Source organism: gamma proteobacterium symbiont of Lampromicra miyakona (assembly GCF_059730895.1).
On record NZ_AP035932.1, the window covers coordinates 1136007 to 1158855 of the forward strand.

Genomic DNA, 22849 nt, shown 5'->3' on the forward strand with positions numbered 1-22849 from the left:
AAGATCGCGCCCGCTGCTACGCATCGGGCGTCAGGCATGGCAGTCTCTGCGCTGAACTGACAGGGAGAGACTGAGATGCGTAAAGGATTACCCGCCGCGCTGCTGGCCGGCTTTGTTGTAACCGGGTGTGTCGAAGTACCGGCACGGCACGGCGCGGCCGATATCCGACTGCAGCTGGGATTGCACTATCTGGCGGTGAAGGATTATGCCGCGGCGCAGCGCAATTTGCTGCGTGCGCAGCAGGCCGCGCCGCGTGATTACCGGGTGCCGCTGGCGCTTGCGCGTGTCGCGCAGGCACAGCAGAATAGCGCGCAGACGCGCCGTTACTACCAGCACGCGCAGCAGTTAGCGCCGCTGAATGGTTATGTGGCTAACAATTACGGTGCGTTTCTCTGCGGTTTGAGGCAGTATGACGAAGCGCATCAACAGTTTAAGCTGGCAACAGACGCGCAGCAGAGCGACGCCGCGCAGGATGCCCTGCTGTTTTCGGGCTATTGTTACCTGCAGGCGGGAGAGGATCGCGCCGCGCGCCAGCAGTTCGATCTCGCGCTGGATGCCGCACCGGAGCAGGGCAGTATGCTGCTGACGGAAGTGGAACGACGGCTTGAACAGCAGCAGTGGGCTTCAGTGCCGCTGCTTTTAGAAGTTTACCATCAGCATTTGCCGGCAACGGCAGAGAGTCTGGGGTTACAGATACGTTTCGCCGCGCAACAGGGAAACGCTGCTGACGTTACACGTTATGGCGACCGGTTGGCGCGAAGTTTTCCACAATCGATACAGTACCAGCGTTATTTAGCTAATGAATACTGAAGCCACTCAAGAGAATTCTGCAGTACATTCCACAGGTGAACGCCTGCGTCTGGCCCGTGAGCAGATGGGGCTGACCCAGCAAAACGTCGCTGAGCGCCTGTGCCTGAAACTTTCTACCGTGCGTGATATTGAAGAGGATAAATCCCCGGCGGATTTGGCCTCGACCTTCCTGCGCGGCTACATTCGCTCTTATGCGCGTCTGGTGCATGTACCTGAAGATGACCTGCTGCCGATGATGGCGAAGCAGGCTCCGGTGCGTGCGGCGAAAATTGAGCCGATGCAGAGCTTCTCACTGGGTAAGCGTCGTAAAAAGCGTGACGGCTGGTTGATGATCTTCACCTGGCTGGTGATTTTCGTGGTGGTCGGCCTGACCGGCGCCTGGTGGTGGCAGAACCATAAAGCCTCGCAGGCGGATCTGGTGTCGATGGCTGACCAGAACGGCAGCAGCAGCGACAACAGCCAGTCGATTCCGCTGGGTGACAACAGCACGGACAGCACTACCGACAGCGACACTAACGCGGCCGGTACCCCGATTGACACCGGTGCCGGTGCGGTCAGCACGCCAGACAACGCTGGCATTACCAGCAGTGCGCCAGCAGCGACCAGCAGCAACACGGCAACCAGCAGCGACAACGCGGTGGTGTCTCCGAGCCAGGCGCCAATTGATAACGCACCGCCAGCGGCCACTTCACCGGCGCCGGCCAACAGCGTGCCGGCAGGCTCAATGCCAACCGGCAGCGCTGCCGTCAGCCAGCCTGCGGGCGATCCCAACGCGGTGGTGATGAACTTCAAAGCCGACTGCTGGCTGGAAGTCACCGATGCGACCGGCAAGAAGCTGTTCAGCGGATTGCAACGTAGCGGCGGTAAACTCAGCCTGTCCGGCACAGCTCCGTATCGTCTGAAAATTGGCGCACCGGGTGCGGTTGACGTGCAATATCAGAATCAGCCCGTTGATTTAAGTCGTTTTATCCGTAATAACCAGGTTGCCCGTCTGACGCTGGGTGCGCAATAACGCGCAGCGCGCTTTCCGGGTAATTGTGGAGAGAGAATATGCATAACGAAGCACCCATTATCCGTCGCAAATCTACACGTATTTACGTCGGCAAGGTGCCGGTTGGCGATGGCGCGCCTATCGCCGTTCAGTCAATGACCAACACCCGCACCACAGACGTTGAAGCGACGGTGAATCAGATCCGTCAGCTGGAGCGCGTCGGCGTGGATATCGTGCGGGTGTCCGTGCCCACCATGGATGCGGCGGAAGCCTTCAAACTGATTAAGCAGCAGGTCAACGTGCCGCTGGTAGCGGACATTCACTTTGACTACCGCATCGCCCTGAAAGTGGCCGAGTACGGCGTCGATTGCCTGCGCATTAACCCGGGCAACATCGGTAACAACGAGCGTATTCGCCAGGTAGTGGACTGCGCCCGTGACCACAATATTCCGATCCGTATCGGCGTTAACGCCGGTTCGCTGGAAAAAGATCTGCAGGAAAAGTACGGTGAGCCAACGCCGCAGGCGCTGCTCGAATCCGCCATGCGCCATGTTGATCACCTCGATCGCCTCAACTTTGATCAGTTCAAAGTGAGCGTCAAAGCCTCCGATGTGTTCCTGGCCGTAGAATCCTACCGTCTGCTGGCAAAAGCCATCGATCAGCCGCTGCACCTTGGCATCACCGAAGCCGGTGGCGCGCGTGCGGGTGCTGTGAAGTCGGCGATTGGCCTTGGCCTGCTGCTGGCGGAAGGGATCGGCGATACGCTGCGTATTTCGCTGGCCGCCGACCCGGTCGAAGAAGTGAAAGTCGGTTACGACATCCTGAAATCACTGCGCATCCGCTCACGCGGCATCAACTTCATCGCCTGCCCGACCTGTTCGCGTCAGGAGTTTGACGTGATTGGCACGGTTAACGCACTGGAAGAGCGGCTGGAAGACATCATTACGCCGATGGACGTCTCGATCATTGGCTGCGTGGTGAACGGTCCTGGCGAAGCCACGGTGTCGACGCTCGGCGTGACCGGTGGCAACAAGAAGAGCGGTTTCTACGAAGATGGCGTACGCCAGCGCGACCGCCTCGACAACAATGACATGATCGATCAGCTGGAAGCGCGCATCCGTGCGAAAGCCACCATGCTGGACGAGAGCCGCCGCATCAACGTGCAGCAGCTGGAAAAATAAAGGACGGTGTGCGCCTGGCGCATGCCAGTTTGTGATTGAACCTGTGCGGTTTCATCCTCATAAGGTATGATGCCGGACAGGTTTTTTTGTATTAAGAGATTCTAACGTGGCGAAGAATATTCAAGCGATTCGCGGGATGAACGATTACCTGCCGGCGGATACCGCCATCTGGCAGCGTATTGAGGGCACCCTGAAGCAGGTGCTGGCCAGCTACGGCTACAGTGAAATCCGTCTGCCAATCGTCGAGCAAACTCCCCTGTTCAGCCGCGCGATCGGTGAAGTCACCGACGTGGTTGAAAAAGAGATGTACACCTTTGAAGACCGCAACGGCGAGAGCCTGACGCTGCGCCCGGAAGGCACCGCAGGGTGCGTGCGCGCCGGTATTGAACACGGTCTGCTGTACAATCAGGAGCAACGCCTGTGGTACATCGGTCCGATGTTCCGCTACGAGCGTCCGCAGAAGGGGCGCTATCGCCAGTTCCACCAGATGGGTGTGGAAGTGTTTGGCCTGCAGGGCCCGGACGTGGACGCCGAGCTGATCATGCTGACCCATCGCTGGTGGAAAGCGCTGGGTATTGCTGACCACGTTGAGCTGGAACTGAACTCCATCGGTTCACTGGAGGCGCGCGCTAACTACCGCAGCGCACTGGTGGCTTTCCTCGAACAGCATAAAGAGGTGCTGGACGAAGATTGCAAACGTCGTATGTATACCAATCCGCTGCGCGTGCTGGACAGCAAAAATCCTGACATTCAGACGCTGCTCAACGACGCACCGACGCTGGGTGAATTCCTTGATGAGGAATCACGTGAACACTTCAGCGGCCTGTGCGCGCTGCTCGACGATGCCGGCATTAAATACCGCATCAATCAGCGCCTGGTGCGCGGCCTCGATTACTACAACCGCACCGTGTTTGAATGGGTGACCAGCAGCCTCGGCTCGCAGGGCACCGTGTGCGGTGGCGGTCGCTATGATGGTCTGGTTGAGCAACTGGGCGGCCGCGCGACGCCGGCAGTCGGTTTTGCCATGGGCCTCGAGCGTCTGGTGCTGCTGGTGCAGGCGGTGAATCCGGAATTTGAACCGACGCGCATTGTTGATGTCTATGTTATCGCTTCGGGGCAGGGCGTGCAGTCCGCCGCGATGCAACTGGCGGAAAAACTGCGTGATGCCGACCCGGCGCTGAAGCTGATGACCAATTTCGGCGGCGGTAACTTCAAGAAGCAGTTTGCCCGTGCAGACAAGTGGGGCGCACGCATTGCGCTGGTGCTGGGCGAAGACGAAGTGAAAGCGGGCCAGGTGGTGATTAAAGACCTGCGCACCGGCGATCAGCAGACGCTGGCGCAGAGCGACGCCGCCGCGACGCTGCACACGCTGCTGCAGTAAGCGCAGCACTGCAACAGGCATTTTAAGGAGAGGGATTGCGTGGAAGTTTACAGCAACGAAAACGAACAGGTTGATGCGCTGCGTCGCTTCTTTGCCAACAACGGCAAAGCACTGGCGGTCGGGGTCATCGTTGGTATCGCCGCACTGGGCGGCTGGCGTTTCTGGAGCAGCCATCAGGAAGGGGCGGACAAAGCCGCGTCGGCGCAGTATCAGCAGCTGACCAGCGCCATGCAGGCGGACAAGCCGCAGACGCTGGAAGCGGTCGCCAGTTTTGCCAGCGAGAACAACAACACCTACGGTGCGCTGGCCGCGCTGGATCTGGCTAAACAGTACGTTGCCGCCAATCAGTTAGACAAAGCCATCACGCTGTTACAAAGCGGGCTGAAAGACACCAAAGATGCCAATCTGCAGGCGGTGATTAACCTGCGTCTGGCACGCATTCAACTGCAGCAAAACCAGGCCGATGCCGCGCTTACTACCCTGAACAATGTGCAGGGTGATGGCTGGACAGCCATTGTGGCGGACATTCGCGGCGAAGCCCTGCTGAGCAAAGGCGATAAGCAGGGTGCCCGTGATGCCTGGAGCAAAGGTGCGGAATCGCAGGCTTCTCCTGCGCTGAAGCAGATGCTGCAGATGAAGATGAATAACTTAAGTTAAGCCAGTCAAGAGAGCGCACATGGAATTACGTAAATACCTGCTGCCAGGGCTGATGTCAGTCACTCTGCTCAGCGGTTGCTCGCTGTTCAGCGGCGAAGAAGATGTAGTGAAAATGGCCCCGCTGCCGAAGGTTGAAAACCAGTTCACGCCGGAAACCGCGTGGAGCACCTCGGTCGGTGACGGCGTAGGTGATTTCTATTCCAATCTGCATCCCGCCTGGCAGGACGGCACCGTGTATGCCGCCGACCGCTTTGGCATCGTGAAAGCGCTCGACGCCAGCAACGGCAAAGAGAAGTGGAAAGTGAACCTCTCTGAGAAGACCGGCTTCTTCTCGAAAAACATCTCGGCACTGCTGTCTGGCGGTATCACTGCGAACGGCGACCGCCTCTACATCGGTAGCGAACGGGGTCAGGTATTTGCCCTGAACAGCAGCGACGGCAGCATTGCCTGGCAGACCAAAGTGGCCGGCGAAGCGCTGTCGCGTCCGGTGGTCAGCGATGGTCTGGTACTGATTCACACCAGCAACGGTATGCTGCAGGGGCTCGATCAGAGCAGCGGCGCGGTGAAATGGAGCGTGAATCTGGATATGCCAGCCCTGTCGCTGCGCGGTGAATCGGCGCCGGCAGTAGCGTTCGGCGGCGCGATTGTTGGCGGCGATAATGGTCGCGTCAGCGCGGTGATCATGAACCAGGGTCAGCTGATCTGGCAGCAGCGTATCTCCCAGCCAAGCGGCGCGACCGAGATCGATCGTCTTAACGATGTCGACACCACGCCGGTGATCGTCAATGGCGTGGTCTATGCGCTGGCCTACAACGGTAACCTGACGGCGCTGGATCTGCGTTCCGGTCAGATTCTGTGGAAGCGTGAAATCGGCGGCGTCAAAGATCTGATCGTCGATGCCGGTCGCATCTATCTGGTGGATCAGGATGACCGCGTGATTGCGCTCAACGCCGATGGCGGCGTGGCGATCTGGCGTCAGAGCGATCTGCTGCACCGTAACCTGACGTCTCCGGTGCTGTTCAACGGTTACCTGGTGGTCGCCGATAGCGAAGGCTACGTGCACTGGATCAACACCCTGGACGGCCGCTTCGTGGCGCAGCAGAAACTGGACAGCGACGGCTTCCAGACCGAGCCGGTCGTGGCCGGTGACAAGCTGCTGATCCAGGCGAAAGGCGGTGAGGTCTACGCCATCACCCGTTAAGGCGATGGCCCGACGGGCAGCGTTTCGCACGCATTGATACGGCTCCTGATTCGTCAGGGGCCGTTCTGTTTTTAGTCAGGCATGATATTCTTGGCGCCTGCGGCCTGAACCTGACGGCAAATGCCGTTATAATCACGCCATTCGGGCGATTTATTTTTAAAACTGAGGCAAGTGTTATGGTACCTGTGGTCGCGCTGGTTGGGCGTCCCAATGTGGGGAAATCCACGCTGTTTAACCGCTTAACGCGCACACGTGATGCGTTAGTGGCCGATTTCCCTGGACTGACTCGCGATCGCAAATATGGTCGCGCCGAAGTGGAAGGGCGCGAATTTATTGTTATCGATACCGGCGGTATTGATGGCACCGAGGAAGGCGTGGAAAACCGCATGGCGGAGCAGTCGCTGCTGGCGATTGAAGAGGCCGATGTGGTGCTGTTTTTAGTCGATGCGCGTGCTGGTGTCATGCCGGCGGATCAGCAGATCGCCAATCATCTGCGTTCGCGCGATAAAGCGACGTTCCTCGTTGCCAACAAAACCGACGGTCTCGATCCGGATGCTGCGGTGCTGGACTTCTACGCGCTCGGCCTGGGTGAGATTCACCCGATTGCCGCGTCGCACGGTCGTGGCGTCACCAGCCTGCTGGAAACCGCGCTGCTGCCGTGGATGGATGACATCGCGCCGCGGGAAGTCAGCGAAGAGGACGAAAACGAAGCTTACTGGGCCGCGTTAGCCGCCGAAGAGAACGGTGAAGCGCTGGAGGAAGAAGAGGAAGAAGCCTTCGATCCGACCGGTCTGCCGATCAAACTGGCGATTGTCGGGCGTCCGAACGTAGGTAAGTCAACGCTCACCAACCGTATCCTCGGTGAAGACCGTGTGGTTGTGTACGACATGCCGGGCACCACGCGCGACAGCATCTACATTCCGATGGAGCGTGATGACCGCGAGTACATTCTGATTGATACCGCGGGCGTGCGTAAGCGCGGCAAAATCACTGATACGGTGGAAAAATTCTCCGTCATCAAAACGCTGCAGGCGATTGAAGATGCCAACGTGGTGATGCTGGTGATTGACGCGCGCGCGGGCATTTCCGATCAGGACCTGTCGCTGCTCGGCTTTATCCTGAATAGTGGGCGCTCACTGGTGATTGTGGTCAACAAGTGGGATGGCCTGTCGCAGGAGATTAAAGATGAAGTGAAAGAGACGCTGGACTTCCGTCTCGGCTTTATCGACTTCGCGCGCGTGCACTTTATCTCGGCACTGCACGGCAGCGGCGTGGGCAACCTGTTCGAATCCGTGACCGAAGCGTACGACTGCTCGACCAAACGCGTAAATACCTCCATGCTGACACGTATCATGAACATGGCTGCTGATGACCATCAGCCGCCGCTGGTGCGTGGCCGCCGCGTGAAACTCAAATACGCGCATGCCGGTGGTTATAACCCGCCGATTGTGGTGATTCACGGTAATCAGGTGAAGGATCTGCCGGATTCCTACAAGCGTTATCTGATGAACTACTTCCGCCGCTCGCTGAACGTGATGGGAACGCCGATTCGCATCCAGTTTAAAGAGGGTGATAACCCGTATGCGGGCAAACGTAACCTGCTGACGCCAACCCAGCAGCGTAAGCGTAAGCGTCTGATATCGCATCTGAAGAAAAACAAACGCTAAACATGATGAGGGCCCGGATGGGCCCTCTTTTTTTGGCGTAACATCCGGTTTTATCACGATCCTCAGCCACGATTCCGGAGTCATCATGCTCACCCCATGCCCTCACTGTCAGCAACCGCTCACTTACAGCGAACAACGCTTCGACTGCCCGCACTGCCAGCGTCATTTCCCCGCGCTGGCCTGCTGTCCCGACTGCCAGCAGCCGCTGCAGGTTCTAAAAGCGTGCGGTGCCATAGATTATTTCTGTACCCACGGTCACGGCCTGATCTCCAGCAGGCGCGTGCATTATCGCCCGGAAGACGTCATGGAATGAGGGTTTGCGATAGCGCGAAGTGGCGCTGGCTGCTCGCTTCGCGCTGCGTTTGTAGCAAAAATGCTATTGCCCAGTAACTACCGCGTTATGGATGTTCACTTTTAATTGTACCGGATGGTACAATCCTGCCCGCCTTGTCGCGAATGCTAGCGGATGTTGATCCTGCGGCCTCGCTCACAAGCGCTGCATAACGGGCGTAGCTCCCGTACCAACAGATATAAAATAAAGCGTAACGGATAACTTCCTGTCCCTGCTCAGTCAGGAATACATTGACCGGCTGCTCCCGCATTCCGGCCGCCACGCGTTATTTTTTCAGGAGAGTTTGTGTTATGGCAGAAAATTCCGCTCGTCCCGGTAAAGGGTTGAGTCTCTGGTCCGTGTTATTCGGGCTGGTCCTGCTGGCGATCGGCCTGTTCTTCGCGATCGGTGGCGGTAAACTGGTGGCCCTGGGCGGCAGCTGGTACTTCCTCATTGCCGGTATCGTCATGTTACTGTCGGCGATTCAGTTCTTTCGCCGTAAATCCTCGGCGGTTACGCTGTTCATTCTGGTCTTCGCCGGTACGCTGATTTGGGCGCTGTACGATGCTGGCTGGCAGTTCTGGCCGCTGGTGTCGCGCCTGATGGTGCCGGCCGGCCTGATGGTGCTGGCGTTTATTACCTGGCCGGCGCTGCGTAAGCGTGAGGGCAAGGCCTCGCTGGCGAAGCTTTCGTATGCGCTGTCGGCGGTGATTGCCGTTGGTATGGTGGTCACCTTTGTCCAGATGTTCCAGCCGCATCCGACCGTGGCCTTCACCGGCAAGCAGCTGCCGCTGATCCCGGTAGATAAAAGCAAACCGCAGCAGGACTGGAGCAGCTACGGCCGTACGCCGCAGGGCGACCGTTTTGCTGCTATCGACCAGATTACCCGCGACAACGTTAAAGACTTGCAAGTTGCCTGGACGTTCCATACCGGCGACACTCCGATCAGCCCGACCGGTAACGGTGCAGAAGATCAGGAAACGCCACTGCAGGTGGGTAACACCCTGTATCTGTGTACGCCGCACAACAACGTGATTGCGGTGGAAGCCGACAGCGGTAAGCAGATCTGGAAGCGCGAAATCAATGCGCAGGCGCAGGTGTGGAACCGCTGCCGTGGTCTGGCGTACTTTGATGCCACCAAACCGGTACAGCAGCCAACGCAGCCGGGCTCCACGCCGGTGCCAGCGGTAACGCTGGCGACGGGCGATAGCTGCCAGCGTCGCATCCTGATGAACACCATCGATGCGCGTCTGATTGCCATCAACGCCGATAACGGTGAACTGTGTGAAAACTTCGGTAACCACGGTGTGGTCGATCTGAAGCAAGGTCTCGGCAGCGCGCCGGACCCGCAGTATCAGCTGACCTCGCCGCCACAGGTGGCGGGCACCACGGTCGTGGTAGGCGGTCGCGTTGCGGATAACGTACAGACAGACATGCCTGGCGGCGTTCTGCGTGGCTTCGACGTCATCACCGGCCAGATGCGCTGGGCGTTTGACCCGGGCAATGAAGATCCGAATGCCGTGCTGATGCCGGGTAAAGATTACACCCGCAGCACGCCAAACTCATGGGCGCCAATCTCTTACGACCCGGCGATGAACACCGTGTTCCTGCCGATGGGCAGCTCGTCGGTGGACCTGTGGGGTGCCAACCGTACCGCGCTGGATCACAAATATGGCGCGTCGGTGCTGGCGCTGGATGCCACCACCGGTAAAGAGAAGTGGGTGTATCAGACGGTCCACAATGACCTGTGGGACTTCGACCTGCCAATGCAGCCGAGCCTGGTGGACTTCCCGATGAAGGACGGCACCACCAAACCTGCGGTGGTGATCGGCGGGAAAACCGGCATGATCTGGGTGCTGGATCGCCTGACCGGCAAGCCTTTAACCAAAGTTGAAGAGCTGCCGATGCCGCAGGGCCATATCCCGAACGAGCAGTACACCAAAACTCAGCCGCACTCGGTAGAAATGCCAAACATTGGCAATCAGAAACTGACCGAGTCAGACATGTGGGGTGCCACGCCGTTTGACCAGCTGGCTTGCCGTATTGCTTTTAAAGGCATGCGTTATGACGGCCTGTTCACCGTGCCGGACACCGATGTTTCGCTCAGCTTCCCGGGCTCGCTCGGTGGCATGAACTGGGGTAGCATCTCGTTCGATCCGAACAACCAGTACATGTTCGTCAACGATATGCGCCTTGGCCTGTGGGTGCAGATGATTCCGCAGGACACCACCAAATCGGCTGCCAGCAACGGCGGTGAAGCCATCAACACCGGCATGGGTGCGGTACCGCTGAAAGGCACGCCGTACGCAGTAAACAAAAACCGCTTCATGTCGCCGCTGGGCATTCCGTGTCAGGCACCGCCGTTCGGTACGCTGTCGGCCATCGACATGAAGACCCGTCAGATTGTGTGGCAGGTGCCGGTGGGTACGGTGCAGGATACCGGTCCGTTTGGTATCAAAATGCATGCGCAGATGCCGGTCGGTATGCCGACGCTGGGCGGTACGCTGGCAACGCAGGGCGGTCTGGTATTTATTGCCGGCACCCAGGATTACTACCTGCGCGCCTTCGACAGCTCAACCGGTAAAGAAGTGTGGAAAGCACGTCTGCCGGTGGGCAGCCAGGGCGGACCGATCAGCTATGTTTCGCCGAAAACCGGCAAACAGTACATCCTGATCTCCGCAGGCGGTGCGCGTCAGTCGCCGGATCGCGGTGATTACGTGATTGCTTACGCGCTGCCCGACAGCAAGTAAGCCGCAGTAAAAGAAAGGCCGACATCATGATGTCGGCCTTTTTTATTAACCGTCCGTGGCGTACTCCTTCCTGTAAGGATCCTTACTTACTTCTGCTTAGAGGGGCGACGGCTTTTTTGACCTCCTTTTCTTCCAGCTTCCCTGGCTCTCTCAGGATCGTTCCTGAAATTGCCCCCACTGACTTTGCCGCCCGCGCTACCGGCTTCCCTGGCGCGCTCCGGGTCCTCTGCAAAGTTCCCGGCACCGCCTCGTTGCTTGGTTTGTGTCATAGCAGAGACCTCATCTAAGGGTATTTTCTTTGATGTGGACTAGCTAGCCACGTTATCCAGTATAGTCAGTTAGTTACGGCGATGCTGTGGGAACTGTCTAAGTTATTCTTCGCCGTCGCGCCACAGCGCCTGCAGTTCAGGAGGCGCAACGTTTTCCGGAATCAGGATCACAATCGTTCCGGCTTCGCGGTGGGTCGCGTAGCTTATCTGGATGCGGAAATAGCGCTGGTCGCCGCGCCCGATGCTGGCGGCCTGTTCCTCCGGCTCGCCGAGCGGCAGCGCCTGCTCCAGCACGTTGCACACGCGCTGCTTCTGCGGTTCCGGCAGCTGCGCCAGCGCAAATCGCCGCTCGCTGCGCAGGCCGGGGATAAATGCAATGCCGCCTTCACGCGCCAGCTCAATGATGGCGTCATCGGTCAGCTGAATATTCACCTTACACCTACCTCGTGCCACGCGGACTGGATCGCCTGTGCCACCGTATTATCAAAACGTTTTGCGGCATGCTGTACGGTAAAGCGCGCAAAGGTGCTGAAGTCGGCATCCTGCGGCAGTTCCTTATCGCACAGCGTGTCGTACCATGCCTGACCGGCCCGTTCCCAGGCAAAGCCGCCCAGCGCGGTCGCCGCCAGATAGAAGGCGCGATTGGGAATGCCGGAGTTAAGATGCACGCCGCCGTTGTCTTCGCGCGTGTCGATATAGTGATCCATATCGGCAGGCTGCGGATCTTTGCCGAGCAGCGGATCGTCATAGGCGGTACCGGGCGCGGACATCGAGCGCAGGCCGCTGCCCTTAATACCTGCCGCCAGCAGCCCTTCGCCGATGATCCAGTCGGCCTGATCGGCGCTTTGCCTGAGGTGATACTGCTTCACCAGCGAGCCAAACACATCGGACATCGATTCGTTGAGCGCACCCGCCTGCTGAAAGTAAATCAGCCCGGCTTCGGTTTCGGTCACGCCGTGCGTCAGCTCGTGCGCGACCACATCAATGGCAATGGTAAAGCGATTGAAGATCTCACCGTCGCCGTCGCCAAATACCATCTGCTGGCCATTCCAGAAGGCGTTCTGGTATTCCCTGCCGTAATGCACGGTGCCATCCAGTTTCAGGCCTTTGTTGTCCAGCGAGTTGCGCTGGTAGATCTGCCAGTAGAAATCATAGGTGATGCCGAGATAGTTCCACGCTTCGTCGGCGGCGACGTCACCGTTACCGGGCTGGCCCTCCTCACGGATCAAGGTGCCGGGCAGATTTTGCGTATTACCCGCATCGTAGATAGCGCGCAAAACACTGCCGGGCTGCGCGGTGCTGGCTGCGCTGGTGGTGTGAGGATGTTCCGCCATCAGCTGTTGCACGTGGGTGAGGGTGCGCCGCGCGTAATCCTGCTGTGCGCCGGAACAGTTATCGATGATGTTTCGCAGAATGTACGGAGGAATAACGCTGTAAGGCATGTCGGACTCCCTGACGGATGGGTATGTCAGAAAGTATAGACCCGCTTATCAATCGCGCGCCGCTGCGTCTGCAGCCCGCGCGATTTACAGGGGGTTATCAACCATTTATGCGGCTGAAAAGATTATCACGCCTTACGGCTGCGCGTCTTCTGTGGTTGTAACGCCGTCACCTGACTCTCCACCCAGCCATCATCCAGCCGGGTACGCAGCAGATCGCCGGTATGCAGCTGACGGGTCTTTTTCACCACCTGGCCCTGAGCATCGGTGGTGACGCTAAAGCCGCGCGCCAGCGTCGCCAGCGGACTCACGCCTTCCAGCTGTGCTGCCAGCGTACCAAAACGCTGCCGGCTGTGATTGAGCTGTTTTTCCATGCCCTGCTGCAGCCGGTAGTGCCACTGCTGTAACTGTTGCTGAGCGCGCAGAATACGTCCCTGCGGCTGCTGGGATTGCAGGCGCTGCAGCAGGCGATCCTGCTGGCGATGCGCCAGGCGCAGCCGCTGGTCGGCCGCTTCCTGCAGACGACGCTGCAGCTGAATCAGCGTGGTTTGCTGCCGTGCCAGGCGCAGCTGCGGATGCTGCTGTTGCAGACGATGCTGCAGCCGGGTGAAGCGGCGTTGCTGCTGCGCCACGTAATAATCCATCGCCATCTCCATGCGCTGCTGCTGAGACTGCAAACGGCGCAGTAGCTCGATCTGGTTGCGGCTCACCAGTTCGGCAGCGGCAGAAGGCGTCGGCGCGCGCAGATCGGCAACAAAGTCGGCGATGGTGACATCGGTTTCATGCCCAACGGCGCTGACGATCGGCAGGCGGCTGGCAAAGATGGCCCGCGCCACGCGCTCGTCGTTAAAACTCCACAGATCTTCCAGTGAACCGCCGCCGCGCCCGACGATCAGCACGTCGCACTCGTCACGCTGGTTGGCCAGCTCGATGGCGCGCACGATGGTGGCGGGCGCATCAACGCCTTGCACTGCGGTCGGATAGATCACCACCGGCAGCGAGGGATCACGGCGATGCAGCACGCGCAGCACATCGTGCAATGCCGCGCCGGTGGCGGAGGTGATCACACCCACCTGGCGCGCCGGCTCCGGCAGCGGCTGTTTAAACTGCTGGTCGAACAGCCCCTCCGCCGCCAGCCGGGCTTTCAGCTGCTCAAACTGTTGCTGCAGCAGCCCTTCACCGGCCGGATGCATGCTTTCGATAATCAGCTGATAGTCGCCGCGCGGCTCATACAGCGTGATGCTGGCACGCACCAGCACCTGCTGACCGTGCTGCGGGCGAAAGCTGACGCGTCGATTGCTGTTGCGGAACATGGCACAGCGCACCTGCGCGCCATCGTCCTTCAGAGTGAAGTACCAGTGACCGGAAGCGGGCTGAGTGAAATTGGAAATTTCAGCGCTGAGCCACACCAGGCCCATCTCATTTTCCAGCAGTTGGCGCACCGTGGTGTTCAGGCGGCTGACAGTAAAAATATTGGCGGTTGGCGGTAGCGACATGTGATGAGGATCAAATTTCAAATCAGAGGGTTAATTAACCGATACTACATGCCTGCCCCGGAGGATCAAGACTTTTTCCGAAAAAACACTGGAGGCAACCGATTTCGGCCTGTATAATGCCGCGGCAATATTTTATCTGTTTTAAACGCCCCAGGTGGAGATATTGCAATGTTAAGAATCGCGAAAGAAGCCCTCACATTTGACGACGTCCTGCTCGTTCCCGCTCACTCCACTGTTTTACCCAACACGGCCGATCTCAGCACCCAGCTGACCAAAAACATCCGTCTCAACATTCCTATGCTGTCTGCAGCGATGGACACCGTAACCGAAGCCGGTCTGGCGATTGCGCTGGCGCAGGAAGGCGGTCTGGGCTTTATCCACAAAAACATGTCGATTGAGCGCCAGGCGGATGAAGTTCGCAAGGTGAAAAAACACGAAAGCGGCGTCGTAACGGAGCCACAGACCGTGCTGCCAACTACCACGCTGGCCGAGGTGAAAGAGCTGACCGAACGTAACGGCTTCGCCGGTTACCCGGTGGTCAACGCCGACAACGAGCTGGTGGGCATCATTACCGGTCGTGACGTGCGCTTCGTGACCGATATGACGCTGCCGGTGACCGCGGTCATGACGCCGAAAGAGCGCCTGGTGACGGTGAAAGAGGGTGAAGCGCGTGAAGTCGTGCTGCAGAAAATGCACGAAAAACGCGTCGAGAAAGCGCTGGTTGTTGACGACAGCTTCCACCTGCTGGGCATGATTACCGTTAAAGATTTCCAGAAAGCCGAGCGTAAACCTAACGCCTGTAAAGATGCGCAGGGTCGTCTGCGCGTCGGTGCCGCAGTGGGTGCCGGTGCCGGCAACGAAGAGCGCGTTGATGCGCTGGTCGCTGCGGGCGTTGACGTGCTGCTGATCGACTCCTCGCACGGCCACTCCGAAGGCGTGCTGCAGCGTATCCGTGAAACCCGCGCAAAATATCCGGACCTCGAAATCATCGGCGGCAACGTGGCGACCGGTGCAGGCGCACTGGCGCTGGCTAACGCGGGCGTGAGCGCGGTGAAAGTGGGCATCGGCCCGGGCTCCATCTGTACTACCCGTATCGTTACCGGCGTTGGCGTACCGCAGATCACGGCGGTATCCGACGCGGTTGAAGCGCTGGAAGGTACCGGTATTCCGGTCATCGCTGACGGTGGTATCCGTTTCTCTGGCGACATCGCCAAAGCCATCGCCGCGGGCGCGTCGGCGGTAATGGTCGGCTCCATGCTGGCCGGTACCGAAGAGTCGCCGGGCGAAATCGAGCTCTATCAGGGACGTGCGTTCAAATCCTACCGCGGTATGGGTTCACTGGGCGCGATGTCCAAAGGCTCGTCTGACCGTTACTTCCAGAGCGATAACGCCGCCGACAAACTGGTGCCGGAAGGTATCGAAGGGCGCGTTGCCTATAAAGGCCGCCTGAAAGAGATCGTGCACCAGCAGATGGGCGGCCTGCGCTCCTGCATGGGCCTGACCGGTTGCCCGACCATCGACGATCTGCGCACCAAAGCCGAGTTCGTGCGCATCAGCGGCGCCGGCATCAACGAAAGCCACGTGCACGATGTGACCATCACCAAAGAGTCACCAAACTACCGCATGGGTTCATAATCCCGTAAGATTTCCCGCCCGGCTCCAGCCGGGCGCTTTTATTATTAAGTCCATCCCAATGGAAACGCCTCAATGACGACTGAAAATATTCATAAACATCGTATTTTGATCCTCGATTTTGGTTCTCAGTATACGCAGCTGGTCGCGCGCCGCGTGCGTGAGCTGGGCGTCTACTGCGAACTCTGGGCGTGGGATGTCACCGAAGAGCAAATCCGCCAGTTCAACCCGAACGGCATCATCCTCTCCGGTGGTCCGGAAAGCACCACCGAGCACAACAGCCCGCGCGCGCCGGAATATGTGTTCAACGCTGGTGTGCCGGTGCTGGGCGTGTGCTACGGCATGCAGACCATGGCGATGCAGCTGGGCGGTAAGGTTGAAGGCTCGAACGAGCGTGAATTTGGTTACGCGCAGGTTGAAGTGACAACCCCGAGCGCGCTGGTGCGTGATATCGAAGATGCCATCAGCGCGGCGGGCAAACCGCTGCTAGACGTGTGGATGAGCCACGGTGACAAAGTCACGGCGATCCCGGCAGACTTCGTGACGGTTGCCAGCACCGAAAGCTGCCCGTTTGCCATCATGGCCAACGAAGAGAAGCGTTTCTACGGCGTGCAGTTCCACCCGGAAGTGACGCACACCCGTCAGGGCCTGCGCATGCTGGAGCGTTTTGTGCGCGACATCTGCGGCTGTGAAGCGCTGTGGACGCCAGCCAAAATCATCGAAGACGCGGTAGAGCGCATCCGTGAGCAGGTGGGTGAAGACCGTGTGATTCTCGGCCTTTCCGGCGGCGTGGACTCGTCCGTGACCGCGATGCTGCTGCACCGCGCGATTGGCGAGCGCCTGACCTGTGTGTTCGTCGATAACGGACTGCTGCGTCTGAATGAAGCTGAGCAGGTGATGGACATGTTCGGCGACCACTTTGGTCTGAACATCGTGCACGTTGCGGCAGAAGGGCGCTTCCTCGACGCGCTGGCGGGCGAGAACGATCCGGAAGCCAAACGTAAAATCATCGGCCGCGTGTTCGTGGAAGTGTTCGACGAAGAAGCACTGAAGCTGACCGACGTGAAGTGGCTGGCGCAGGGCACCATCTATCCGGATGTGATTGAGTCGGCGGCTTCGGCTACCGGTAAAGCGCACGTGATCAAATCGCACCACAACGTGGGCGGTTTGCCGAAAGAGATGAAGATGGGCCTGGTTGAGCCGCTGAAAGAGCTGTTCAAAGATGAAGTGCGTAAAATCGGTCTGGAACTCGGCCTGCCTTACGACATGCTGTACCGCCATCCCTTCCCGGGCCCGGGTCTGGGCGTGCGCGTACTGGGTGAAGTGAAGAAAGAGTACTGCGACCTGCTGCGCCGTGCCGATGCCATCTTTATCGAAGAGCTGCGCAAAGCCGATCTGTACAACAAAGTCAGCCAGGCCTTTACCGTGTTCCTGCCGGTGCGCTCCGTCGGCGTGATGGGCGATGGCCGTAAATACGACTGGGTGGTTTCCCTGCGTGCTGTCGAAACCATCGACTTCATGACGGCCCACTGGGCGCACCTGCCGTACGACTTCCTCGGCCGCGTCTCTAATCGCATCATCAACGAAGTGAACGGCATCTCACGCGTGGTTTATGACATTTCAGGTAAACCGCCTGCGACGATTGAGTGGGAATAACGCCCGCACTGGCAACCGCCAGCACCTGAAGCTTTAAAGCCCGCGTAACTGCGGGCTTTTTTATCCTGCCATCTTTCGCATCGCCCGATCCGCGCAGAATTCAGATACAGCGCCTACAGCCGCGCCGCCTGTTGTTCAATAAATTCCCTGAACCACTGCTGGGCGGGATGCGCGTCGCTGCGCCGGTGCCAGATAAGGTTGAACACCATTTCGGGCAACGACAGCGGGGGAGGGAACAGCACCAGCTGGCGACTGGCCTGCGCATGCAGCGCCACGCGCTTCATCACGGTCGCCGTCATGTGGGTTTGCGCCACGATAGACGGCACCGTAAACATCTGCTGGACCGTCAGCCCCAGCCGGCGCTTTTTACCCTGCTGCGCCAGCACCTGATCAACCAGGCCGTACAGTTCACCTTCCGGCGAGACCAGAATATGCGGCAGCGCCAGGTAGCTCTCCATGTCCATGCCGCGTCTGGCCGCCGGATGGTTGCTGGCGACGATGGTGACAAATTCGTCGCGCAATACCGGCCGGAAGATGATGCGGCTATCGCTGTGGGTAGGCATGACGCCGATGGCGACATCAATCGCGCCGGCATCTAACAAATCGACCGCGTGATCGCGGTTGGTAAACGCCTGCACATTCAATGACACGCCGGGGGCGGCATCCTGTAGCGCCTGCATTAACGAAGGCAGCAACACGAAAGCCGGATACTCCGACACGCCCAGCTTGAAATTTATTTGCGCTTTTTCCGCTGCAAATACGGGCTTTGCCACCAGCGTCGCTTCGAGCTGGCGCAACGCCCCGGCGATGGGGCCGGACAGATCGCGCGCACGCGCGGTCGGCAGTAAACCCTCCGCGCTGCGCATGAACAGCGGGTCAGCGAACAGGGTGCGTAATCGCGACAAAGCGGCGCTCATCGCCGGCTGGCTGACGCCCACATGGGTTGCCGCCCGCGTGACGTTGCGCTCGTTCATCAGCGCGTCAAAAGCCACTAACAGATTGAGATCGATGCCATGAAAATCCATACGGCAAATAATCACTCATATTGAATATTTGTTGGACGAATTGTAGGGCGCTGCGCAAAATTCCACAACCAACCCTCACCTGAAAGTGAATAACGATGAATCCAGCAGCAGAATACGTACACAGGCTCAAAATTGAACGACAGGCGGTAGAGACGCTCTATCAGGCCTTCAGCGACAACAACCCCGATCTGGTCGATAGCGTGCTGGCACCGTCATGGGAAGACATTCCGCTGGCGCCAGGACAAGTTGCCGGACCGGAAGGCATCAAGCCGATCATTCGCATGCTGGCGCAGGCCTTTCCGGACGTGAAGATCGTGGTGCATGACATGATTCAGGAACCGGGCCGCATCGCGGCGCGGGCGGAAATCAGCGGCACCCATCTCGGCGAAATTTTCGGTATCGCGCCGACCGGCAAGAAAGTGAGCTTCCGTCTGCATGAGTTCCATGCGCTGGAGGACGGCCGTCTGATCACCACCTGGCACATGGAGGATTGGTTTGGCCTGTTCCTCCAGCTTGGCCAGTTTCCGCCACAAGCCTGAATCAGACCGGAGAGTTGATAATGAAAGCAGCATTGATTGATACGTTTGGCACCGCCGATGTGCTGACGATCGGTGAACGTCAACTTCGCGCCGCCAGTCCGGATGAGGTGACGGTGCAGGTTGAAGCGGCGAGCGTTAACCCGCTGGATGTGAAAATCATCTCAGGGCACATGCAGCAGGTTTTCCCGGTGGACCTGCCTTACGTGCCGGGCATGGATTTCTGCGGCGTGATTACAGCAGCTGGCGAGCGCGTGAGCCATTTAAACGCGGGCGATCGCGTATTCGGGCGCACGCCACCGGGTGCAGGCGGGGCTTTTGCCCAAAGCCTGGTGATCGCCGCCGATGACGTATGCCTTGTCCCGGCAGCGATGAGCGCCGAACAGGCCGCGGCGCTGCCTACCGCGTTTGGCTCCGCGCAGCAGGCATTGTTCGATGTGGGCCAGCTGCAGCGCGGCGAGCGCGTGCTGATTCACGCCGCAGCGGGTGGCGTCGGCAGCATGGCCGTCCAGCTGGCGCATCAGGCGGGCGCTTATGTCATCGCCACGGCGTCGGCGAAAAACCATGCGCTGGTGACCAGTCTGGGCGCCGATGAGGTGATTGACTACCGCACGCAGGACTTTGCAGCAACGCGCGATATCGACCTGGTGATAGACAGCGTCGGCGGCGAAACGCTGAGCCGCTCCTGGTCCGTGCTGCGCGCCGGCGGGCGCATTGCCACGCTGGTAGAGTTTGGCATCACACCCGTCGGCGGCCAGCACGGCGAGTTTGTCTTCTTCGCCAGCGCGACGCCGTATCTTGCCCGGGCGAGCAGCCTGTTCCAGGCCGGGCAGTTACAGGTCATCACCGACGCTATCTTTTCGCTGGATGATGCACGCTCCGCACTGGAGAAGGTGGCGACCGGCCATGCGCGCGGCAAAGTGATTATCCGCGCCAATCCTTAACGCCTGGCGTCATGTCGCAGTAAAAACGCGCCCGCTACCCCGCAGGCGTTTGTTTACCGGTTTGTCGCAGGGGATAAGGATGTGTTAATAATCTGGCGTTAACGGCAGAGGCTTCAGGAGGAAACGTGCTGTTTAATTTCAGAGCCGCGGGCAAGCGCGCACCACCTGGCAAACGCCCGCTGACATCCATCATCATTCTCTATCTTGTGATGCTGTGCGGTACGGCTTTTCTCGCGTTTCTGCCGCTGATCTGCGCGATGGGCGCGGGATATGTCGCCAGTCTGGCAGGCTGCCAGCTGGACGAAGGCAACGTGCATCCCTGTTACATCCTGGGAGAAGATCGCGGCCAGTTGCTGTATGAATTAGGCGTCATGGGCTGGTTCCTGCTCGGCACCATTCCCCTGGGTGGGATACTGTTGTTACTCGCGACGCTCACCTTCATCGTTCAGCTGGTGGGCTATTATCGGCAAACACGCGCTGAGGATAATCGGTAATTTGCGTCAGCTCTGTTCCGCACAAATCTCCAGGCAAAAACCGAGAAATGCCTCCACCGCCGCCGGGGCCAGACGGCGCGAAGGCCGGGTGATAAACAGCGGATAGGTTTCGTCAGGCCAGTCGGGGAAAAGTTCGACCAGTTCACCGCTGGCGATCAGATGTTGCACGCTCAGCGCCAGCACCTGGGCTACGCCGGCACCGCCGACGCACGCCTGTACCATTAAATCCGGATCGGTGGTGGTCAGATGGCCGTGGGTGGCGACCGTCAGCCGCTGCGTGCCACGATGAAACTCCCAGCTAAAGGGCTTATTGCTGCGCGGATCGATGTATTGCAGACAATTGTGCTCAGTCAGCTGCTGCGGCTGCGTCGGGCGACCACAGCGTGCCAGATAGTCCGGGGCGGCCACCGTCAGGACGCGCGTTTGTAACAGCAGGCGTGAGGTCATGGTGGACGGCGGCTGTGGCCCGAAACGCACCGCCACATCAATACCTTCTGCCACCAGATCGCCCACATCGGGCTGCTGCAAAATCGTCAGTTCCAGATGCGGATAACGGGCACGCAGCAGCGGCAGCTTTGCCGCCAGCACATAGCGGGAAAACAGCGGATTCAGGCTCACGCGCAGCGTACCGCGCACCGTCACGGCGGCGCCGGAGACGTAGTTTGCTGCTTCTTCAATCCCTTCCAGATGCGGCGCCGCCCGCTCATACAGGCTGGCACCTTCGCTGGTGAGATGCAGGGTGCGGGTGGTGCGATCCAGCAGGCGCACGCCGAGACGCTGTTCCAGTCGTGAAATCGCCCGGCTGACGCCCGAGGCGGACAACCCCAGCACCTCACCGGCGCGGCTGAAGCTGCCGGCTTCAACCACGGCTGCCAGCACGCTCATGCCGGATAATAGTCGGCCATCAAAACTCATCCTGTTCTCCATCTTTGATTTTTAGCAAAGATCATTTGCCTGAGCCTACCTTTATCAAAAATGCGCTGCAACTTATTGTGTGCCCCGAAACGCGACCGGCACTGACCGCCGGATTCCTGATCTCTTTTGAGGAGAATGTTATGACTGTACGGCGCACCCTTTTTAAAGGCGGCACTATCCTGACGCTGGACGCCAGCGTGCCCGACCTCGTCTGTGGCGATGTGCTGATTGAGGACGATCGTATTGCCGCCGTGGGGGAAAACCTTTCCGCCGATGATGCGCAGGTGATTGATGCCCGCGGCCATATCGTGATGCCGGGCCTGGTGGATGCGCATCACCATATGTGGCTCGGTGCGATGCGCCGCCTGATGCCCAACGTTGACGACCTGTTTGTCTATATCGATGTGGTGGCAGAAACGCTCGGCGCGCATTACCGTCCGCTGGATATGTACCTCAGCACCCGGCTGACGGCGCTGGCATGCCTGGATGCCGGCATCACCACGGTGATTGATGCCTGCCACAGTTCACGCAGTCCGGCGCATACCGATGCGGCGCTTGACGCGCTGCAGGAGAGCGGGATTCGTGCACTGCACATGGTTGGCGCAGCAATGGATAAGCAGGCTTCCAGCGATCATCTGCCGGGCGATCTGGCCCGTCTCGCCAGCCGCTGGAACCACGCCGGCAGTCGCGTGCAGGTTGGCCTGTTTGGCCAGCTCAACCTGGCGTGGTGGCGCGTGGCGCGCGAGCTGGATATGCGCATTCTCACCGAGTTTATTGGTGACCTGGCGCAGCTGCCGGCGGAGTTTGCCGAACCCGGCTTGCTGGGTCCGCACAACATTTTCAACCACTGTACGCGCGTACCGGCGCACACCTGGCAGCAGCTGGCGGACGCGGGCGTCAACATTACCGTGAATCCGCGTTCGGATGCGCTGTTTGGTTTCGACGACGACAGCTTTGCCTGGCAGCAGGCGGTCGATCGCGGAATGACGCCGGCGCTCGGTATCGATCTCGATACCGCCTTCGGCAGCGATCTGTTCGGTGAAATGCAGGCGCTGTTTAACCAGCAGCGCTCAGCGATGCGCTATCGCCGCTTCCGGGGCGAAAGCGACGTACCGGCACCGATTAGCGTGGAAGCCGTACTGCAGTCGGCCACGATTAACGGCGCGCGTGCGGCCGGGCTGGAGCAGCAAACGGGCACGCTGACGCCAGGTAAACAGGCCGACGTTATTATGCTGCGCACCGATGGTATCGGCGTTTTCCCGCTGACCAGCGTGACGGCAACGGTGGTGCAGGCGGTGCAACGCGCCGATGTTGATACCGTGATGGTGGCGGGTGAACTGCGTAAACGTCATGGTCAGTTGCTCAACGTCGATGTGGCACAGCTGAACGCGGAAATTACCGCCTCGCGCGACTATCTGCTGAATGCCAGCGGCTATCACCATCCTTTGTTTGCCTGATTTTCCGCAGCGCGGCG

At 59.3% G+C, this 22849-nt stretch carries 21 protein-coding genes; 15 read left to right on the forward strand and 6 right to left on the reverse strand.

Annotated elements, in window-relative coordinates; all coding sequences use genetic code 11:
- Positions 1-75: 75 nt before the first annotated feature.
- The 9 genes from pilW (at position 76) to AC6I8P_RS05205 (ending at position 10969) form a co-directional block, all read left to right on the forward strand.
- Positions 76-810, forward strand: coding sequence for a type IV pilus biogenesis/stability protein PilW (pilW, locus tag AC6I8P_RS05165; protein WP_498031030.1), 735 nt, complete (start codon positions 76-78; stop codon positions 808-810).
- Positions 800-1822 carry a cytoskeleton protein RodZ gene (gene rodZ / locus AC6I8P_RS05170; protein ID WP_477529437.1) on the forward strand — a complete coding sequence of 341 codons (1023 nt, stop codon included), beginning with the start codon at positions 800-802 and terminating at the stop codon, positions 1820-1822. The genes pilW and rodZ overlap by 11 nt, the downstream gene beginning before the upstream one ends.
- A gap of 38 nt (positions 1823-1860) precedes the next feature.
- The gene (ispG, locus tag AC6I8P_RS05175) at positions 1861-2982 is read left to right on the forward strand and encodes a flavodoxin-dependent (E)-4-hydroxy-3-methylbut-2-enyl-diphosphate synthase (RefSeq protein WP_021506559.1); all 1122 of its coding nucleotides are present in this window, start codon (positions 1861-1863) and stop codon (positions 2980-2982) included.
- 106 nt (positions 2983-3088) lie between these two features.
- The gene (gene hisS / locus AC6I8P_RS05180) at positions 3089-4363 is read left to right on the forward strand and encodes a histidine--tRNA ligase (RefSeq protein ID WP_058770848.1); all 1275 of its coding nucleotides are present in this window, start codon (positions 3089-3091) and stop codon (positions 4361-4363) included.
- A 39-nt stretch (positions 4364-4402) separates the two neighbouring features.
- Positions 4403-5020 (forward strand): YfgM family protein, encoded by a 618-nt coding sequence (locus AC6I8P_RS05185; RefSeq protein WP_498031031.1) that lies wholly within the window; start codon positions 4403-4405, stop codon positions 5018-5020.
- 19 nt (positions 5021-5039) lie between these two features.
- Positions 5040-6221 (forward strand): outer membrane protein assembly factor BamB, encoded by a 1182-nt coding sequence (gene bamB, locus AC6I8P_RS05190; protein ID WP_058758300.1) that lies wholly within the window; start codon positions 5040-5042, stop codon positions 6219-6221.
- A 176-nt stretch (positions 6222-6397) separates the two neighbouring features.
- Positions 6398-7888, forward strand: coding sequence for a ribosome biogenesis GTPase Der (gene der, locus AC6I8P_RS05195; protein ID WP_021506563.1), 1491 nt, complete (start codon positions 6398-6400; stop codon positions 7886-7888).
- Between the two features lie 85 nt (positions 7889-7973).
- The gene (locus tag AC6I8P_RS05200) at positions 7974-8201 is read left to right on the forward strand and encodes a zinc ribbon domain-containing protein (RefSeq protein ID WP_238561650.1); all 228 of its coding nucleotides are present in this window, start codon (positions 7974-7976) and stop codon (positions 8199-8201) included.
- A gap of 329 nt (positions 8202-8530) precedes the next feature.
- Positions 8531-10969 carry a glucose/quinate/shikimate family membrane-bound PQQ-dependent dehydrogenase gene (locus AC6I8P_RS05205; protein ID WP_498031032.1) on the forward strand — a complete coding sequence of 813 codons (2439 nt, stop codon included), beginning with the start codon at positions 8531-8533 and terminating at the stop codon, positions 10967-10969.
- 86 nt (positions 10970-11055) lie between these two features.
- Here the strand turns inward: AC6I8P_RS05205 and AC6I8P_RS05210 are convergent, their stop codons facing one another.
- The 4 genes from AC6I8P_RS05210 to xseA all read right to left on the reverse strand — a co-directional run bounded on the left by AC6I8P_RS05210 (position 11056) and on the right by xseA (position 14173).
- The gene (locus AC6I8P_RS05210; RefSeq protein WP_071813581.1) at positions 11056-11238 is read right to left on the reverse strand and encodes a con-10 family general stress protein; all 183 of its coding nucleotides are present in this window, start codon (positions 11236-11238) and stop codon (positions 11056-11058) included.
- Positions 11239-11340: 102 nt separating this feature from the next.
- Positions 11341-11670 (reverse strand): protealysin inhibitor emfourin, encoded by a 330-nt coding sequence (locus tag AC6I8P_RS05215; RefSeq protein ID WP_021314501.1) that lies wholly within the window; start codon positions 11668-11670, stop codon positions 11341-11343.
- Positions 11667-12680, reverse strand: coding sequence for a M4 family metallopeptidase (locus tag AC6I8P_RS05220; protein WP_136548421.1), 1014 nt, complete (start codon positions 12678-12680; stop codon positions 11667-11669). The genes AC6I8P_RS05215 and AC6I8P_RS05220 overlap by 4 nt, the downstream gene beginning before the upstream one ends.
- 125 nt (positions 12681-12805) lie before the next feature.
- A complete protein-coding gene (xseA, locus tag AC6I8P_RS05225) occupies positions 12806-14173 on the reverse strand; it encodes an exodeoxyribonuclease VII large subunit (protein WP_275028233.1) in 1368 nt (455 codons plus the stop codon).
- Between the two features lie 168 nt (positions 14174-14341).
- On the opposite strand from xseA, the gene guaB reads away from it, so the two are divergent.
- Entirely contained in the window at positions 14342-15808 is a 1467-nt protein-coding gene (gene guaB / locus AC6I8P_RS05230; protein ID WP_021506568.1) for an IMP dehydrogenase, read from the forward strand.
- A gap of 72 nt (positions 15809-15880) precedes the next feature.
- Positions 15881-17461, forward strand: coding sequence for a glutamine-hydrolyzing GMP synthase (gene guaA / locus AC6I8P_RS05235; protein ID WP_021506569.1), 1581 nt, complete (start codon positions 15881-15883; stop codon positions 17459-17461).
- Positions 17462-17574: 113 nt separating this feature from the next.
- On the opposite strand, the gene AC6I8P_RS05240 is transcribed toward guaA, so the two are convergent.
- On the reverse strand, positions 17575-18486 hold the full coding sequence (locus AC6I8P_RS05240) for a LysR family transcriptional regulator (protein ID WP_498031033.1): 912 nt from the start codon (positions 18484-18486) through the stop codon (positions 17575-17577).
- A 95-nt stretch (positions 18487-18581) separates the two neighbouring features.
- On the opposite strand from AC6I8P_RS05240, the gene AC6I8P_RS05245 reads away from it, so the two are divergent.
- From AC6I8P_RS05245 to AC6I8P_RS05255, 3 genes are all read left to right on the forward strand, one after another.
- Entirely contained in the window at positions 18582-19025 is a 444-nt protein-coding gene (locus AC6I8P_RS05245; RefSeq protein ID WP_159378618.1) for an ester cyclase, read from the forward strand.
- A 20-nt stretch (positions 19026-19045) separates the two neighbouring features.
- Complete coding sequence (locus tag AC6I8P_RS05250) at positions 19046-19966, forward strand: NADP-dependent oxidoreductase (protein WP_150360860.1); 921 nt, start codon at positions 19046-19048, stop codon at positions 19964-19966.
- Between the two features lie 125 nt (positions 19967-20091).
- Positions 20092-20460: a hypothetical protein gene (locus tag AC6I8P_RS05255; RefSeq protein ID WP_498031034.1), complete on the forward strand. Its 369-nt coding sequence runs from the start codon at positions 20092-20094 to the stop codon at positions 20458-20460.
- A gap of 6 nt (positions 20461-20466) precedes the next feature.
- Here the strand turns inward: AC6I8P_RS05255 and AC6I8P_RS05260 are convergent, their stop codons facing one another.
- Positions 20467-21375, reverse strand: coding sequence for a LysR family transcriptional regulator (locus AC6I8P_RS05260; protein WP_136546898.1), 909 nt, complete (start codon positions 21373-21375; stop codon positions 20467-20469).
- A 140-nt stretch (positions 21376-21515) separates the two neighbouring features.
- Between AC6I8P_RS05260 and AC6I8P_RS05265 the strand changes: the two genes are divergently transcribed.
- Positions 21516-22832 carry an amidohydrolase family protein gene (locus AC6I8P_RS05265; protein ID WP_058770840.1) on the forward strand — a complete coding sequence of 439 codons (1317 nt, stop codon included), beginning with the start codon at positions 21516-21518 and terminating at the stop codon, positions 22830-22832.
- Positions 22833-22849: the final 17 nt, after the last annotated feature.

Excerpts from the sequence above, each read along its gene's own strand:
- AC6I8P_RS05250 (WP_150360860.1), top strand. The coding sequence starts at position 19,046 with ATGAAAGCAGCATTGATTGATACGTTTGGCACCGCCGATGTGCTGACG.
- AC6I8P_RS05265 (WP_058770840.1), top strand. The coding sequence starts at position 21,516 with ATGACTGTACGGCGCACCCTTTTTAAAGGCGGCACTATCCTGACGCTG.
- guaA (WP_021506569.1), top strand. The coding sequence starts at position 15,881 with ATGACGACTGAAAATATTCATAAACATCGTATTTTGATCCTCGATTTT.
- xseA (WP_275028233.1), bottom strand. The coding sequence starts at position 14,173 with ATGTCGCTACCGCCAACCGCCAATATTTTTACTGTCAGCCGCCTGAAC.
- pilW (WP_498031030.1), top strand. The coding sequence starts at position 76 with ATGCGTAAAGGATTACCCGCCGCGCTGCTGGCCGGCTTTGTTGTAACC.
- AC6I8P_RS05220 (WP_136548421.1), bottom strand. The coding sequence starts at position 12,680 with ATGCCTTACAGCGTTATTCCTCCGTACATTCTGCGAAACATCATCGAT.
- AC6I8P_RS05210 (WP_071813581.1), bottom strand. The coding sequence starts at position 11,238 with ATGACACAAACCAAGCAACGAGGCGGTGCCGGGAACTTTGCAGAGGAC.
- AC6I8P_RS05240 (WP_498031033.1), bottom strand. The coding sequence starts at position 18,486 with ATGGATTTTCATGGCATCGATCTCAATCTGTTAGTGGCTTTTGACGCG.
- der (WP_021506563.1), top strand. The coding sequence starts at position 6,398 with ATGGTACCTGTGGTCGCGCTGGTTGGGCGTCCCAATGTGGGGAAATCC.
- guaB (WP_021506568.1), top strand. The coding sequence starts at position 14,342 with ATGTTAAGAATCGCGAAAGAAGCCCTCACATTTGACGACGTCCTGCTC.
- AC6I8P_RS05205 (WP_498031032.1), top strand. The coding sequence starts at position 8,531 with ATGGCAGAAAATTCCGCTCGTCCCGGTAAAGGGTTGAGTCTCTGGTCC.
- rodZ (WP_477529437.1), top strand. The coding sequence starts at position 800 with ATGAATACTGAAGCCACTCAAGAGAATTCTGCAGTACATTCCACAGGT.
- AC6I8P_RS05200 (WP_238561650.1), top strand. The coding sequence starts at position 7,974 with ATGCTCACCCCATGCCCTCACTGTCAGCAACCGCTCACTTACAGCGAA.
- AC6I8P_RS05245 (WP_159378618.1), top strand. The coding sequence starts at position 18,582 with ATGAATCCAGCAGCAGAATACGTACACAGGCTCAAAATTGAACGACAG.
- ispG (WP_021506559.1), top strand. The coding sequence starts at position 1,861 with ATGCATAACGAAGCACCCATTATCCGTCGCAAATCTACACGTATTTAC.
- AC6I8P_RS05260 (WP_136546898.1), bottom strand. The coding sequence starts at position 21,375 with ATGAGTTTTGATGGCCGACTATTATCCGGCATGAGCGTGCTGGCAGCC.
- bamB (WP_058758300.1), top strand. The coding sequence starts at position 5,040 with ATGGAATTACGTAAATACCTGCTGCCAGGGCTGATGTCAGTCACTCTG.